Annotated in this window: 13 protein-coding genes; 6 read left to right on the top strand and 7 right to left on the bottom strand. The window is 73.0% G+C overall.

All coding sequences use genetic code 11. The annotated features are described in order from the left end of the window. Positions 1-15 precede the first annotated feature (15 nt). Entirely contained in the window at positions 16-1,239 is a 1,224-nt protein-coding gene (locus ACQB60_RS44580; protein ID WP_496931836.1) for a cytochrome P450, read from the top strand. A gap of 30 nt (positions 1,240-1,269) precedes the next feature. Here ACQB60_RS44580 and ACQB60_RS44585 read toward each other — a convergent pair whose 3' ends face one another. Together ACQB60_RS44585 and ACQB60_RS44590 are read right to left on the bottom strand one after the other, a co-directional pair. Continuing rightward, positions 1,270-2,889, bottom strand: coding sequence for an ABC transporter permease (locus tag ACQB60_RS44585; protein WP_496931837.1), 1,620 nt, complete (start codon positions 2,887-2,889; stop codon positions 1,270-1,272). Next, positions 2,886-3,839, bottom strand: coding sequence for an ABC transporter ATP-binding protein (locus ACQB60_RS44590; protein ID WP_496931838.1), 954 nt, complete (start codon positions 3,837-3,839; stop codon positions 2,886-2,888). The genes ACQB60_RS44585 and ACQB60_RS44590 overlap by 4 nt, the downstream gene beginning before the upstream one ends. A 101-nt stretch (positions 3,840-3,940) precedes the next feature. Here ACQB60_RS44590 and ACQB60_RS44595 point away from each other — a divergent pair, with 101 nt between their 5' ends. After that, on the top strand, positions 3,941-4,459 hold the full coding sequence (locus ACQB60_RS44595) for a GbsR/MarR family transcriptional regulator (RefSeq protein WP_496931839.1): 519 nt from the start codon (positions 3,941-3,943) through the stop codon (positions 4,457-4,459). A 25-nt stretch (positions 4,460-4,484) separates the two neighbouring features. Here the strand turns inward: ACQB60_RS44595 and ACQB60_RS44600 are convergent, their stop codons facing one another. After that, entirely contained in the window at positions 4,485-5,330 is an 846-nt protein-coding gene (locus tag ACQB60_RS44600) for a diacylglycerol kinase family protein (RefSeq protein ID WP_496931840.1), read from the bottom strand. Between the two features lie 198 nt (positions 5,331-5,528). Between ACQB60_RS44600 and ACQB60_RS44605 the strand changes: the two genes are divergently transcribed. Both ACQB60_RS44605 and ACQB60_RS44610 read left to right on the top strand, forming a co-directional pair. Continuing rightward, a complete protein-coding gene (locus tag ACQB60_RS44605; RefSeq protein WP_496931841.1) occupies positions 5,529-6,812 on the top strand; it encodes an adenylosuccinate synthase in 1,284 nt (427 codons plus the stop codon). Between the two features lie 167 nt (positions 6,813-6,979). Then, positions 6,980-8,932, top strand: coding sequence for a CASTOR/POLLUX-related putative ion channel (locus ACQB60_RS44610; protein ID WP_496931842.1), 1,953 nt, complete (start codon positions 6,980-6,982; stop codon positions 8,930-8,932). Between the two features lie 300 nt (positions 8,933-9,232). Here ACQB60_RS44610 and ACQB60_RS44615 read toward each other — a convergent pair whose 3' ends face one another. The 3 genes from ACQB60_RS44615 to ACQB60_RS44625 all read right to left on the bottom strand — a co-directional run bounded on the left by ACQB60_RS44615 (position 9,233) and on the right by ACQB60_RS44625 (position 12,336). Then, entirely contained in the window at positions 9,233-11,155 is a 1,923-nt protein-coding gene (locus tag ACQB60_RS44615) for a serine/threonine-protein kinase (protein ID WP_496931864.1), read from the bottom strand. A gap of 105 nt (positions 11,156-11,260) precedes the next feature. Further along, complete coding sequence (locus tag ACQB60_RS44620; protein WP_496931843.1) at positions 11,261-11,734, bottom strand: MarR family winged helix-turn-helix transcriptional regulator; 474 nt, start codon at positions 11,732-11,734, stop codon at positions 11,261-11,263. Beyond that, a complete protein-coding gene (locus tag ACQB60_RS44625) occupies positions 11,731-12,336 on the bottom strand; it encodes a DJ-1/PfpI family protein (protein WP_496931844.1) in 606 nt (201 codons plus the stop codon). The genes ACQB60_RS44620 and ACQB60_RS44625 overlap by 4 nt, the downstream gene beginning before the upstream one ends. A gap of 189 nt (positions 12,337-12,525) precedes the next feature. Here ACQB60_RS44625 and ACQB60_RS44630 point away from each other — a divergent pair, with 189 nt between their 5' ends. After that, entirely contained in the window at positions 12,526-13,194 is a 669-nt protein-coding gene (locus tag ACQB60_RS44630; RefSeq protein ID WP_496931845.1) for a DUF4956 domain-containing protein, read from the top strand. Beyond that, positions 13,191-14,015, top strand: coding sequence for a VTC domain-containing protein (locus ACQB60_RS44635; protein WP_496931846.1), 825 nt, complete (start codon positions 13,191-13,193; stop codon positions 14,013-14,015). Before ACQB60_RS44630 ends, ACQB60_RS44635 begins: the two co-directional genes overlap by 4 nt. Here ACQB60_RS44635 and ACQB60_RS44640 read toward each other — a convergent pair. Then, positions 13,936-15,285 (bottom strand): sensor histidine kinase, encoded by a 1,350-nt coding sequence (locus ACQB60_RS44640; protein WP_496931847.1) that lies wholly within the window; start codon positions 15,283-15,285, stop codon positions 13,936-13,938. The two genes, ACQB60_RS44635 and ACQB60_RS44640, sit on opposite strands and share 80 nt — an antisense overlap. Positions 15,286-15,382 lie beyond the last annotated feature (97 nt).

Genomic DNA, 15,382 nt, shown 5'->3' on the forward strand with positions numbered 1-15,382 from the left:
AGCTACCGTCCCGCCATGGACGCCCCCCTCGCACCCTTCGCCCCCGCCTCCCCCGCGTTCCTCGCCGACCCCTACCCCGCCTACGCCGAGCTGCGCGCCCGCGGCCGGGTGCACCACTACGAGCCGAGCGGGCAGTGGCTCGTGCCGCACCACGCCGACGTGTCCGCCCTGCTGCGGGACCGGCGCCTGGGGCGGACCTATCAACACCGCTTCACGCACGAGGAGTTCGGCCGTACCCCGCCGCCGCCCGAGCACGCGCCGTTCCACGTGCTCAACGACCACGGCATGCTCGACCTCGAACCCCCGGACCACCCCCGGATCCGCCGGCTCGTCTCGAAGGCGTTCACGCCGCGCACGGTGGAGCGACTGCGGCCGTACGTGGAGGGGTTGGCCGCGAAGCTGGTGCGGGGGCTCGTGGCGGAGGGCGGGGGCGACCTCGTGAGCGCCGTCGCCGAGCCGCTGCCGGTAGCGGTGATCGCCGAGATGCTGGGCGTCCCGGAGGCGGACCGGGGGCTGCTGCGGCCCTGGTCGGCGGCGATCTGCGGGATGTACGAGCTGAATCCGTCCGAGGGGACGGCGCGGCGCGCGGTCGCGGCGTCCATCGAATTCACCGCGTATTTGCGGGAGTTGATCGCCGCGCGGCGCAAGGAGCCGGGGGACGATCTCATCTCCGGGCTCATCGCCGCGTACGAGGACGGCGAGACGCTCAGTGAGCAGGAGATGATCTCCACCTGTGTGCTGCTCCTGAACGCGGGCCACGAGGCGACGGTCAACGCGACCGCGAACGGCTGGTGGGCGCTGTTCCGGAACCCGGAGCAGCTGGCCGCGCTGCGGGCCGACCCCGAGGGGCTCCTGTCCACTGCCGTGGAGGAGCTGATGCGGTACGACACCCCGCTCCAGCTCTTCGAGCGCTGGGTCCTCGACGACATCGAGATCGACGGGACGGTGCTGCCCCGGGGCGCGGAGGTGGCCCTCCTCTTCGGCTCCGCCAACCGCGACGGGGCGGTCTTCGCCGACCCGGACGCCCTGGACCTGTCCCGCCCCCAGCACCAGAACCCGCACATCTCCTTCAGCGCGGGCATCCACTACTGCATCGGCGCCCCGCTGGCGCGGCTCGAACTGGCGGCGTCCCTGAGGCAGTTGCTGCACCAGGCCCCGACCCTGAAGCTCGCCGCGGACCCGGCCCGCAAGCCCAACTTCGTGATCCGGGGCCTGGAGAGCCTGCTCGTGGAGGTGTAGGGGGGCGCCCCTGGTAGGGCGCCCTCGTGTTCAGGTCGTCATGTCCCGTCGCCGCATGCCTGCGAGCCCGGCCGCGACCAGGGCCGCCGCGACCGCCGTCAGGACCAGGAGCGGGGTCCAGGTCAGCTCCCCACCCGGGAGCTTGGGGAGGTGGCCGAAGGGGGAGAGGTCCATCACGGCCTGCGGCAGCTTCAGCGTGGGGCCGATCCAGCCGATCACGAGCGCCGCACCCGCCACGCCCCACGCGGCCGCCGCGGCCTGCGGCGAGAGGCCCTGGAGCAGGACCGCGAGCCCGCCGATCAGCCAGATCGCGGGGAGCTGCACGAGGCAGGCGCCCAGGATCGGGCCGAGCTCCTGGCCGTAGCCGATGGCGAGGCCGAAGCCGCCGAGGAGCATGATCAGGACGGCGCCGCCGAAGGCGATGGCCAGGTGACCGGAGGCCCAGCGCAGCCGGCCGACGGCGTTCGCGAGGACCGGTTCGGCGCGCTGCGAGGTCTCCTCGCCGTGCAGCCGCAGCACCGCCTGGACGACGTAGAGCGCGGCGACCATGCCGAGCATGCCGACCATCGTGGCGAGGAAAGAGTCCGTGACGCCGGACTGGCCGCCCATCCGCTCGATGAGGTCGCGGGTCTTCTCGTTGTCCCCGACCAGGTCGGCCACGCCGTCCGTGACGCCGCCGAAGGCCACGCCCGAGACGAAGAAGCCGAGGCTCCAGCCGAGGACGCTGCCGCGCTGGAGGCGCCAGGCGAGGGCGCCCGCCGTGGCGAGCTTCCCCTGTGCGGGGCCGGGGCGGGTCGGCAGGAAGCTCATGCCGATGTCGCGGCGCCCGGCGAGGACGTACGCGACGGCGCCCTGTGCGAGCACGGCGGCGGCGAAGAGGAGGAGCACCCACCAGCGTTCGGCGGCGAAGGGCCGTACGTTCTCCGTCCAGCCGATCGGCGACAGCCAGGTCAGCGGCGAGGAACCGTCGGTCTCGGCGGAGTCGCCGGCGGCGCGCAGCACGAAGGCCGCGCCGAGCACCCCGGCGGTCAGACCGCGTGCGAGCCGTGCGCTCTCGGTGAGCTGGGCGACGATCGCGGCCATGGTCGCGAAGACCATGCCGACCCCGCCGACGGCAAGCCCGAACGCGAGGGCGCCGCCCGCCCCTTGGCCCGCGAGGCCCGCGGTGACGAGGAGCGCGAGGACGCCGTTGGCGACGAGCGCGGTGAGCAGCGCGGCCGTCAGCGGGGCCCGCCGCCCGACCATCGCGGACGCCACCAGTTCCTGGCGCCCGCTCTCCTCCTCGTCCCGGGTGTGCCGGATGACGACGAGCAGGCTCATGATGGCGGCGAACAGCGCCACGAACGAGCCGATCTGTGTGGCCGTCAGGCCCCCGAGCGAGTCGCTGAACACCGGCCCGTACAGGGCGCGCAGCGAGCTGTTGGTGGTGATGTCCCGGGCGAAGTCGGCGCGCTCGGCGGCGGTGCCGTAGATGCCTTCCAGGGCCTTGGGGCGGGTGAGCACCGTCATCGTGATGAGGCCGACCCACACCGGGAGCATGACCCGGTCCCGGCGCAGCGCGAGCCGCAACAGGGCGCCCGTGCCCGCGAGGGGGGAGGACCGCCCCGGTCCGCGCGCGGCGCGGGGTGCGGTCGTCACAGCGGCAGTCATCGCGACATCGCCTCTTCCGATGACGAGGCCGAGGACGATGACGAGGCCGTGGCCCGTACGGGGGTGTCGTCCTGGTAGTGGCGCAGGAAGAGCTCCTCCAGGGTGGGCGGGGTGCTGGTCAGGGACCGCACGCCCGACTCGGTGAGGGAGCGCAGGACGGCGTCGAGCTTGTCGGTGTCGACCTGGAGGCGCACCCGGTGCCCCTGCACGTCGAGGTCGTGCACGCCGGGCAGCTTGCTCAACCCGCCCGGTGCGGACGCGAGTTCGGCGCTGACGCTGGTGCGGGTGAGGTGGCGCAGGTCGGCGAGCGAGCCGGTCTCGACGGTGACGCCCTTGCGGATGATGCTGACCCGGTCGCAGAGCGTCTCGACCTCGCTCAGGATGTGCGAGGAGAGCAGGATGGTCCGCCCGCGCTCGCGCTCCTCGGCGACGCAGCCCTGGAAGACCTCCTCCATGAGCGGGTCGAGCCCCGAGGTGGGCTCGTCCAGGATCAGCAGGTCCACGTCCGAGGCGAAGGCGGCGACGAGGGCGACCTTCTGCCGGTTGCCCTTCGAGTAGGTCCGCCCCTTCTTGGTGGGGTCCAGCTCGAACCGCTCGATGAGGTCGGCGCGGCGTGCCGGGTCGAGGCGGCCACCCCTCAACCGTCCGTACAGATCGATGACTTCGCCCCCGGAGAGGTTCCGCCACAGGGTGACGTCGCCCGGCACGTACGCGATGCGGCGGTGCAGCTCGACGGCGTCGTGCCACGGGTCGCCGCCGAGCACCTGGGCGGCGCCGGAGTCGGCGCGCAGCAGGCCGAGCAGGACGCGGATGGTGGTGGACTTCCCGGCGCCGTTGGGCCCGAGGAAGCCGTGCACCTCACCGGTCTCGACGTCGAGGTCGAGACCGTCCAGCGCGTGGGTCTTGCCGAACGACTTGTGCAGTCCGGAGACGGTGATTGCCTTCGTCATGGTTTTGAACGTACGCTACTTTCACAAATTTGTGAAGTTAAGAAAGCGTATAAAGTCGGGGTGGGGGTTCACGTGCGGTGCCGAGGGGAGACGATGGGGCGATGACCAGCGAAGAGAGCGCGACGGACGAGGTTGCCGTGCGGGACGAGGCGGCGATCTCCCGCTTCGTCGAGCGGTTCGCGGGGGAGCTGACCGAGGCGGGCATGCAGCGGATGGCCTCGCGGGTCTTCGCGGCCCTCATCGCCTCCGACAGCGGCGCCCTGAGCTCGGCGGAGATCAGCGAGCGGCTGCAGATCAGCCCGGCCGCGGTCTCCGGCGCGATCCGCTACCTCACCCAGGTGGGCATGGTCCGCCGCGAGCGCGAGCCCGGTTCGCGCCGGGACCGGTACCGGCTCGACCACGACCTCTGGTACGAGACGTTCACGCGGCGGGACCAGATCCTGGTGCGGTGGGAGAAGGTCCTGCGGGACGGCGCGGAACTCCTCGGCCCGCACACCCCGGCGGGGGTGCGGACCCGCGAGTCCGCGGAGTTCATGTCCTTCATGGCGACCCAGCTGGGCACCCTGATGGACCGCTGGCACGAGCACAGGGCGACGCTGGACCTGGGCGAGCTGGAGTAGGCGCCCAGGCGCGCCCCAACGCGCCCTAACGCGGCAGGGTCAGCCCCCACGCGCTGGGCCGCACCGTCCACGTACGCGTGCGGACCGGCCCGCCGACCAGTGCGTCGGCCCGGTAGCGGAAGTCCGCCCCGGAAACGGTGATGGTCCGTGCCCGCACCCGGACGGGCGCCGCCTCGGCGCCCACGGAAGAGGCCCGCACCTCCACCCGCGCGAAGCCGCCCTCCGGTGCCGTGCTGACGCGGACCCCCTCGACCGCCTCGTCCAGATCCACCAGCGTCACGCCGTCCGCCTCGACCCGCAGCCGTGCGGACTCGGGGCCGGGCCCCGCCGCCACCCGCGAGGGGAACGCAAGCGTCCGTACGAACGACTGGCACGTCCGCAGCCACCCGGCCCCCTCGACGGCGGCGCCGGGCCCGACCGGGGCCGGGACCGCGGCCGGGGCGGGCGGGATCCGCAGGTCCCCGAGCACCACCCCGTCCCGGTCGTCCACCAGCAGGTCGAGCCGCCGCTCCGTGCCCTCCAGGACCGCCCGCGCCGCCGCCACCGCGCCCTGCGGCACCCCGAGGGAGCGGGCGAGGCCCAGCGCGGCCGTGCCGCCCACGGGGACCATCGCGAGGGCGCACCCGGCGAGTTCCCGCTCGCGGTGCAGCACCCCGACGGCGCGCAGCAGCGCCCGGTCGTCGCCCACCACGACGGGGCGCCGTCCGCCCCGCTTCTCCAGGGCCCTGACGAACTCCTCCGGGCCGTCCGGCAGGCAGACCCGCACCGCCGCGCCGGCGCCGAGCACGTCGCGCGCGATCCGCACCGACTCTCCGTCCGCGCGCCGGGCGACGGGGTCGATGACCACAAGGAGCTGGTCGCGAGCGGACAACGTGCGCCCTTTCTTTTAGTCGTTCTTTGAGTCCTCGGGTAGCATCTTTGTGCAAGAGCCCCTTGCGCTATTGCGCCAGGGGCTTCGTCTATTCCGGGGCAGCTTCCAGGGCACACCCAGGCCGTACTCGCCACACACCCATATGGGGGCGACGGCCCCTGACCTTGGACATGCCCCGCCCGGAAGGGGTGTACGCCTGTGCCCGCACTTGTGCTGCTCGGTGCTCAGTGGGGTGACGAAGGCAAGGGAAAGGCCACCGACCTGCTCGGTGGCTCCGTGGACTATGTAGTGCGCTACCAGGGCGGCAACAACGCCGGCCACACGGTCGTCGTGGGCGACCAGAAGTACGCGCTGCACCTCCTCCCTTCCGGGATCCTCTCCCCGGACTGCGTGCCCGTCATCGGAAACGGTGTCGTCGTCGACCCGTCGGTCCTGCTCTCCGAGCTGAGCGGACTCAACGAGCGCGGCGTCGACACGTCCAAGCTGCTGATCAGCGGCAACGCGCACATCATCACGCCGTACAACGTCACGGTCGACAAGGTGGGCGAGCGCTTCCTCGGGAAGCGGAAGATCGGGACCACCGGCCGCGGCATCGGTCCCACCTACGCCGACAAGATCAACCGCACCGGCATCCGCGTGCAGGACCTCTACGACGAGTCGATCCTGACGCAGAAGGTCGAAGCCGCTCTTGAGCAGAAGAACCAGCTTCTGACCAAGGTCTTCAACCGCCGCGCCATCGAGGCGGAGCAGATCGTCGAGCAGCTCCTCGAGCACGGCGAGAACATCAAGCAGTACGTCGCCGACACGACGCTGATCCTCAACAACGCCCTCGACCAGGACAAGGTCGTCCTCTTCGAAGGCGGCCAGGGCACGCTCCTGGACGTGGACCACGGCACGTACCCCTTCGTCACCTCGTCCAACCCGACCGCCGGCGGCGCCTGCACCGGCACCGGCGTGGGCCCGACGAAGATCAGCCGCGTCATCGGCATCCTGAAGGCGTACACGACGCGCGTGGGCGCGGGCCCGTTCCCGACGGAGCTCTTCGACGCCGACGGCGAGGCGCTGCGCACCATCGGCGGCGAGCGCGGTGTGACCACCGGCCGTGACCGGCGCTGCGGCTGGTTCGACGCCCCGATCGCGCGCTACGCGACGCGCGTCAACGGCCTCACGGACTTCTTCCTCACCAAGCTGGACGTGCTGACCGGCTGGGAGCAGATCCCGGTCTGCGTGGCGTACGAGATCGACGGCAAGCGCGTCGAGGAACTCCCGTACAACCAGACGGACTTCCACCACGCGAAGCCCGTCTACGAGACGCTGCCGGGCTGGTCCGAGGACATCACGAAGGCCAAGACCTTCGCGGACCTGCCGAAGAACGCGCAGGGGTACGTGAAGGCCCTCGAGGAGATGTCGGGCGCCCCGATCTCCGCGATCGGCGTGGGTCCGGGCCGGGACGAGACGATCGAGATCAACTCGTTCATCTAGCCGCTCGTCCCGGAGTCCGTTCAGGGCTCCGCCCAGGCGTCAGCGCCCCCGGCCGATCCGCATCGGCCGGGGGCGCTTCGTCTTGCGGGCGCCGCTCCGGCATCGGACGATCAACATGGATGTCGCTGTCCGTGTTCGATGACTACGTTCCGTGAGGGGTGGTGTGGATGGCCGGGGACCGTACCCCGCCGCCCCTTCGGGCGCGGCTCCGCTACTGGTTCGACAACACCATGGCCCGTGGCACCCCCGCCCTGATCGGGTGGCTCACCGTCTTCTGCCTGGTCATCGTCGTGCCCGCGAGCGCCGCCCTCGTCTGGGCGGACAAGGACACGCCGACCACCCTCTCCAACCAGGTCGTCGAGATCTGGAAGAACGTCAGCAAGACCTTCAAGCTGGGCGGTGCCCTCGGCACGCCGGCCTATGTCGCGCTCTCCGTGCTGCTCGCCGTCGTCGCGCTGTTCTTCGCGTCCACCCTCGTCGGTCTCATCACGACCGGGGTCAACCGGAAGATCATGGCCCTGCGGCTCGGGAAGTCCGCGGTCCTCGAGGAGCGGCACACCGTGCTGCTCGGCTGGTCGGACCAGGTGTACCCGGTCATCTCGGAGCTGGTGGAGGCCAATGCCAACCGGCGCAGGGCGGCCGTCGCGCTGCTCGCCGACCGGGACAAGGTCGCCATGGAGACCGACATCCACGCGAACGTGCGGCGGACCCACAGCACGCGTGTCATCTGCCGCACGGGCAACACCGCCGACCCCACCGACGTCGGCCGCGTGGGCATCGCCGACGCCCGCGCCGTGCTCGTCCTCACCCCCGGCGACGAGAACGGCGACGCGCAGGTCATCAAGTCCCTGCTCGCCGTCAACGCGGTCCTGGCCGAGGCCGACGGGGAGCGCGGGGCGGACGGGGCGGACGGGGCGCGAGAAGGGGACGGGGAGCGGGGGAGCCCGTACATCGTCGCCGCCGTCCGCAACGGGCGGCATCACGCCGCCGCCTGCCTCGCCGCCGGGGACGCCGGGCGCGTGCTCAACATCGACGACGTCACGGCCCGGCTCATCGTGCAGACCTCCCGCCAGACCGGGCTCTCCCTCGTCTACGCGGAGCTGCTCGACTTCGCGGGCGACGAGTTCTACACCGTCACCGAGCCCCGCCTCGTGGGGCGGAGCTTCGGGGAGGCCGTGCTCGCGTACGACACCTCGTCGGTGGTGGGCCTGGTGCGCACGGACGGGGACGTCGCCGTGAACCCGGCCCCGGACACCCGCATCGAGGAGGGCGACCAGCTCATCGTCGTGACCGCCGACGACGACTCCGCGGTGCTCTCGGAGCAGCCCCTGGAGGTGGACGAGGAGCTCATCGTGGCGCCCGTGCCGCGCGAGCCGGTGCCCGAGCGCATCCTGGTGCTCGGCTGGAACCGCCGCGCCCCGCTGATCATCGAGCAGCTCGACTCCTACGTCGCTCCGGGCTCCGTCCTCGACGTCGTCGCGCGCGGTGAGCGGGGCGCCGAGGAGGCCGGGCGGATCGCCGTCGCCAGCGGGCTCAAGGTGACGTACCGCAGCGGGGAGACCGACCGGCCCGAGGTCCTCGAGGAGCTGGACGTCGGCTCGTACGGCAGCGTGGTCGTACTCGGGTACGAGGACGAGGACGGACTGACGGGCGAGGAGTCGGACAGCGACACCCTCGTCACGCTGCTGCACCTGCGCGCCCTGGAGCAGCGCCTGGGCCGCGAGCTGCCCGTCGTCACCGAGATGGCCGACGACCGCAACCGCTCCCTCGCGCCGATCAGCGAGGGCGCCGACTTCATCGTCAGCGGGAAGATCATCAGCCAGTTGATGACCCAGGTCGCGGAGAACCACCGACTGGCCGGGCTCTTCCGGCAGTTGGGGAGCGCGGAGGGGAGCGAGATCTATCTGAAGCCCGCCGGCGACTATGTGCGCACCGGGCACGAGACCCCCTTCGCCACCGTCGTGGAGTCCGCGCGGCGCCAGGGCCAGTGCGCGATCGGCCACCGGATCCAGGCGGAGGCCACGCTGCCGCCCGCGTTCGGGGTCCGGCTCAACCCGGACAAGCGGAAGCCGGTGACGTTCGCGCCGGGCGACTGCGTGATCGTGGTGGCGCCGGACTGAGGGGGCGGCTCGTGCGGGCTGCCCGGGGTGGGGGTGCGGCTGGCGGGTGGGGCGGGGTGGGGACGCGGCGGTATGTCCGTCCTCGAAAAGCCGGGGGCGCTGTAGGGGTGCATGAGTACTGGCTTGGGTGGCTTGCTGTACTGCGGGCGGACATACCGCCGCGTCCCCACCCCTCCCGCCGTCGTGCATCTGCGGGCCGGTTCTCGCTTCTCGTGCTTCGCCGTGTCTCCGGTGCTTGTGCCGTCGCCCGGCTGCGAGCCGTCCCTTCTTCCGCGCGCGTCGTGGCCTGAGCGAGTTCCGCTACTCCTTCGTGTAAGTGAGTTCCTCGCGGCTGTCGTCGTTGACGCGCCGCAGCCCGCCGTTGCTCAGCAGCGTGATCGTGCTGGCCTTGCCCGCCTTGCAGGACGAGGCGGGCTCGCCCAGCGTGACGGTCGTGGGCCCGATGCTCAGGGTGCCCGCGTCCTTGTCGACGCCCGTCAACTCGCCCTGGAACACGCAGTGATAGGTGCCCCCGCTGTCCGTCGGGCCGTCGGCGGTCAGCGACAGGACCGTGTCGCCGACCTCGCCCTGCTGGAGGGTGAGGCGGCGGGTGTGGTGGCCGTCGTCGTTGTCGAGGCCGCCGTTCCACGTGCCGAGGTAGTCGTCCGGGACGGTGCCGTCCTTGGGGGGCTTCGAGCTCTGCGGGCTCTGGCTGCCGGGCTCGGAGGTGGTGGGTCCCGGGGTGGTGGGGGCGCTGCTGGTGGGCGGCTTCGGCGAGCCGTGGCCGCGCGGGCTCTTGGTGGTGTCCCCCTTCATCACCGCGTACACGGCGCCGCCCGCGCCCACCGCGACGACGAGCGCCACCGCGACGAGCGCGGCGGTGGAGCGGCCGCTTCTACGCGGGGGCGGGGGTGCGGGGGCGTAGGGGTAGGGCGCGGGGGTGTGCGGGTGGGGCTGGGGGTGCGGGTGCGCCGGGGGCTGGTTCTGCGGATAGCCGTACGCGGGCGTCTGCGGATAGCCGTACGCGGGGTTGGGTGCGCCCGGCGGCGGGGTGGGCGGGGGCGTGTGGGGCGGAGTGTGCGGGGCGGCGCCGTTGCCGACCATGGTGGGGAGGTGGTCGAGGGGCGCGGCGGCGTGCGGGGCGGGCGGCCCGTCGGAGGGGGCGCCGGGTGCTGCGGGCGTCGCGGGTGTCGAGGGCGTCGCGGGTGGGGTGGCCGGGGCGGCGGGTGTGGCCCCTCCGGCCGGGGCCGCCGGTGTGTCCGGGGCGGCCGGGGTCGCCTCGTCCGGGTCCTCCGCGTCCAGCAACTGCACCGCGTGGCGCCCGAGTTGGGCGACCAGTGCGGCGGGCAGCCATGGTTCGAGGGTCTTGCCGCCGCCGATCGCGAGGGTGTCGGCGGCGCCCGTGCGCTCCAGGAGGGCGTCGAGGGAGGGCCGGGCGGCGGGGTCCTTGGCGAGGCAGTCGCGGACCAGGTCGGCGAGCTCCTCCGGCACCCCCTCCAGGTCCGGCTCCTCCTGGGCTATCCGGAACATCAGGGCGTGCACCCCGCTGTTGGCGGTGCCGAACGGCAGGGCGCCCGTGGCCGCGTACGCGAGGACGGAGCCCAGGCAGAACACGTCGCAGGCGGGCGTGATGCGGTCGCCGCGCACCTGCTCGGGCGCCATGAAGCCGGGCGAGCCGACCAGGGCGCCGGTCCGGGTGAGCCCGCCGTCCGTGACGGTCTCCAGGGCGCGGGCGATGCCGAAGTCGATGACGCGCGGCCCGTCGATGGTGATCAGCACGTTCGACGGCTTGAGGTCGCGGTGGATGAGGCCCGCCGTGTGGATGTCCTTGAGGGCGTTCGCGAGCCCCGCCGCGAGGACGGTGACGGTGCGCTCGGGGAGCGGGCCGTGGTCGTGGCCGACCACGGTCTGCAGCGAGGGCCCGGCGACATAGCCGGTGGCCACCCAGGGGATCTCCGCCTCGGTGTCGGCGTCCAGGACGGGCGCGGTCCAGGCCCCGCCCACGCGCCGCGCGGCCTGCACCTCCTGCCGGAAGCGGTTCCTGAACTCCTCCTGCTCGGCGAGCTCCTGGCGCACCAGCTTCACGGCGACGGTCCGGCCCCGCCCGGAGCGCGCCAGATACACCTGCCCCATGCCGCCCGCACCGAGCCGACCCAACAGGCGGTACGCGCCGATCCTCCCCCGTGCCCCGACAGGCTCCCACGGGGGGACCCCCTCCGGATCCCCCGGCCCCAGCTTCTCCATGGCCCTGCGGCCTCCCCCACTCCGTCCGTAGCCGCCCGGCCACGGATTGGTCTGCAACAGACCGAGGATAGTTCGGGGTTACGGGGGGTGGGGCGGCCTCTGCCTCTACGGTTCCGTAACGGCGTCGACCGCCTTGGAGAGCCGCTCAAGCACCCGTACGGTCTCGGCGAACTCCTCCTCCCCGAGTTCCGCCGCGAGCCGCGCCGCGAGCTCCGCGTGCCCGGGCCCGATCTTCGCGACGGCCGCCCGCCCCGCCCCGGTGGGCCGCAGCAGCTTGGCGCGGCGGTGGGCCGGGTTCTCCGCGTACTCGGCGAGCCCGTCCCGGACCAGCAGGTCGGCGACGCGCTGCACGCTCTGCCGGGTGATGCCCATGACGCGGGCGATCCCGGCGACGGGCAGGGGCTCGCGCAGCACGGCGCCGAGCACCTGCCACCAGGCGGCGGTGAGCCCGGCGGGCGCGGCCAGCTGCTCGGACAGGGCGAGGAACTGGCCGTTGAGGCGGAAGACGCCGAGGGCGGTGCCGCTGAGCAGGTCCTGCCGGGCCCGCCCGGCGGCATCGCCGTGGTCGGGGGCGCTCATGACGTGAGCGTCTCGTAGGCGGTGACGTCCGAGTCGTGGAAGACCCGGTACCAGGCGTCGAGCTTCTCGCCCTCGAACACCCCGAGCAGGCCGAGGGCTTCGCGGGCGAGGGCGACCGGCTCGGTGGGCCCGGCCGTGATCAGCCCGCCGTCGGTGACGGCGTCCGCGTCCACGTACCGCTCGCCGCCCTTGTAGCCGGTGGCCGCGAGGTACATCGGCACCGCGCTGGTGTGCGCGCGCTCGTCGAGCAGCCCCTCGCGGGCGAGCCCGGCCACGGCGCCGCAGATCGCGGCCACCGGAACGCCCGCGTCCAGGAAGGCGCGTGCGGCCACGGCGAAGGGGGCCAGCCCGTCCCCGGTGTCCCACAGGTCGGCGCCCGGCAGGACCAGCAGGGAGCTGCCCTCGGGGCGCAGTGCGTCGAGCGTGAGGTCGGGCGTGATGCGCAGGCCGCCGATGGTGGTGACGGGCTCGGGGGAGAGGGCGACCGTGCGGACCTCGTACCCGGCGCGGGCGAGGTGGGCGGTGGTGTGGCCGGTCTCCCAGTCGGCGAGCGTGTCGTAGACGGCGAGGTGAACGGTGCGGACGCGTGTGCTGCTGCTCATGGTGACCTCCGTGAGTGCGCCGGACGCTTATGTAAGCATACTGTCAAATCGACAGTGTGCTGTCAATGGGCGGCGGCGGGGGCAGGCCACCCCCGGGCGCCCCCCCGGCCAGCCCCGGGGCACTCTCGGGCGCTCGCGTTAACTCCTGCCTGGCGCGCCGTTAACCCGCCGTTCCCTAGCGTCACCGCCATGAACGCGCCAGAGAACTTCGGAGAGATCGCCGCCCACCTAGGACTCGACCTCGCGGCGGTGACGCTGCTGACCTTCGGTGTCTTCTATCCACGGCACCGAAGGCGGGAGCTGGTCCCCGCCTATCTCGCCCTGAACGTCGCCCTGTTCGCGGTCGTCGCGGCCCTCGCGAGCGCCGGCGGCAACGGCGGGCTCGCGCTCGGCTTCGGGCTCTTCGGGGTGCTCTCGATCGTGCGGCTGCGTTCCGACGCGGTGCAGCACCAGGAAGTGGCCTACTACTTCATCACCCTCGTCCTCGGCCTGCTCTGCGGCCTTCCTGGCCTCTCGCTGCCGATGGCGACGGCGCTCAGCGCGGTCCTGCTCCTGGTCATGTACGTCGCCGACCACCCCCGCCTGTTCGCCCGCGACCGGCGCGCGGTGATCACGCTGGACGCGGTGTTCCGCGAGGAGACGGCGCTGCGCGCGGAGTTGGCGCGGCGGCTCGGGGAGCCCCTCGGGTGGACGGTCCAGGAAGTGGACTACGTACGGGACTTGATGGTTCTGGAAGTGAGATTCCGCCAACCGGAACCTTCTAGGGGTGGCAAAGAGTTGGTAAGGGCAGTACCACGGATGACAGGCACGAACCGGTCCCGCACGATCACACCCGCACACCCGAAGGAGACCGTGTGAACCCCGCCGTACGAGCCATCGGCCGCGCCGCCCTGGCCGCGCACCCCATCTCGCTCGACGAGGTCAACTCCCGGGCACAGCTGCTCGCCCGCCGCGACAACAGCTACCTGGTGCCCGTGGAGATATTCCAGGACTTCGCGGCGCTGCTCACCGACCCACGGCGCGGGGACGGCCCGTTCCGGGCGCTCAGCATCGGCGGCCGGCGCTGGTTCCGGTACCACTCCACGTACTACGACACCCCGGACCTGCTCACCTTCCACGAGCACCGCCAGGGCCGCAGGCTGCGCTACCGCATCCGGGAGCGGGTCTACCAGGACAGCGGGGAGCGGCAGTTCGAGATCAAGCTGAAGAGCGGCCGCGGCGAGACGGTCAAGCACCGCACGGAGCTCTCCGGCGACGACCACGCCCTGGACGAGGCGCGGCGCGGCTTCCTGGCCGGGGTCCTGAGCGGCTCGTACGGCGTGCAGGCGCCGAGCGACCTCGGCACGTCCCTGGTCACCGACTACCAGCGTGCGACGTTCGTGGCCGACGGCCAGCGCATCACCTGCGACGCGGGCCTCGTGGTCCGGGACACGGCGACGGGGCGCACGGCGGCGGCCGACCCCGGCCTGGTCCTCGTGGAGACGAAGACGAAGGGCCACCTGACGGAGGCCGACCGCGTCCTGCACCGCTACGGGGTACGGGCCGCCGACTTCACCAAGTACTGCGGCGGCTATGCGGCGCTCCGCCCCGAGCTGGGCATCAACCGCTGGGCGCGGGCGGTCCGTACGGCGTTCCCCCGGACTCCGGCCCCGGCCCCGGTGGCGGGAACTCCAGCGTGACCTCGGCGCCCGCGCCGGTCGACCGCACGGTGAAGGTGCCGCCCGCGTCCTGAGCGGTCCGGCGCGCGATGTCGAGCCCGAGCCCGGTGGAGCCGCCCCCGCTGACACCACGCGCGGACTCCCCTCCCTCGTCGGCGAATCCAGGCCCTTCGTCGGCGACGACGAGCCGGGCCCGCCCTCCCCCGAGCGCACGAACGCAGACACGGAACCCGGTGCCGTGCGGCGTGTGATCGAGGACGTTGCCGATGAGGGCGTCCAGCGCGGCGCCCAGCTCATCGGCGGGCACGGGCACCGGGACGTCCCGGCCGTCGGGCGCGTCGATGCCGAGGGCGCGCCCGTGGTCCTCGGCCAACGGCAGCCAGAAGGCGGCCCGTTCCCGGGCGACGGCGGCGAGATCGGCCCGGGCGGCCTCCCTGAGGGGCCGCCGCGCCTTGCGGATGACGTCGTCGACGCTCCGCTCCAGGGCGGCCACGTCGGCGCCGATCCGCTCGGCCTCGGCGGGGTCCCGCAGGGTCTCCGCGTCCAGGCGGAGCGCGGCGACGGGGGTACGGAGGCGGTGGGCGAGGTCGGCGGCGTTCTCGCGCTCGGCGTCGAGCAGCTCGTCGATGCGACCGGCGAGCCGGTTCAACTCCCTCCCGATCAGCTGGAGTTCCGGCGGCCCCTCCGGCTCGGCCCGCGCGCTCAGATCGCCCGCCGCGAGCCGGTCGGCGGTCCCCGCGAGCCGCCGCGTCGCCCCCACGAGCCGCGCCCCGAGCCGGTCGGCGAGCAGCAGCCCCAGCAGCACGAGCCCCACCCCGATCCCGGCCAGGACCAGCCACGAGGTCATCATCCCCGCGTACAACTGCCGCTCGGTGAGGGTGACGCGCACGACGGCGGTCCCGTCGGCGGCCCCGTGCACGGGCACGAGCACGATGCGCCCGCCCGCGTCGGGCTCATAGGTGAAGGCCCGCCCGGTGCGCGCGAGTTCGACGGCGTGCTCGGCCTTGACGGTGGGCCGGGGCCCGATGACGGAACCGTTCCCGAGCACCAGCGAGGTGACGGGCAGCCCCTTCCCGTTGACGCTCTCCACGGTCTGCTCGGCGGTGCCGCGCTCGTCGGAGGTGGCGAGCACGGGACCGAGGGCGTGGGCGACCCACTGGGCCCGTGCGGTGGCGTCGGAGAGGGAGCGGTCGGCGGCGTGGCTGCGGGTGAGGAGGGTGAGGGGGACGAGGAGGGCGGTGAGCACGAGGGCGGTGGTGGCGGCGGTGAGGAGCAGGAGCCGGCGGCGCATCAGTCGGCGTCCGTGGCGGGCCTGGCGCCCGAGGGGCCGCTCTCTTCGTTGTTGCCGTTGCCGTTGCCGTTGCCGTTGCCGTTGCCGTTGCCGCTGC

It is taken from the genome of Streptomyces odontotermitis (genome assembly GCF_050510915.1).
In the GTDB taxonomy this organism is placed as follows: Bacteria; Actinomycetota; Actinomycetes; order Streptomycetales; family Streptomycetaceae; genus Streptomyces.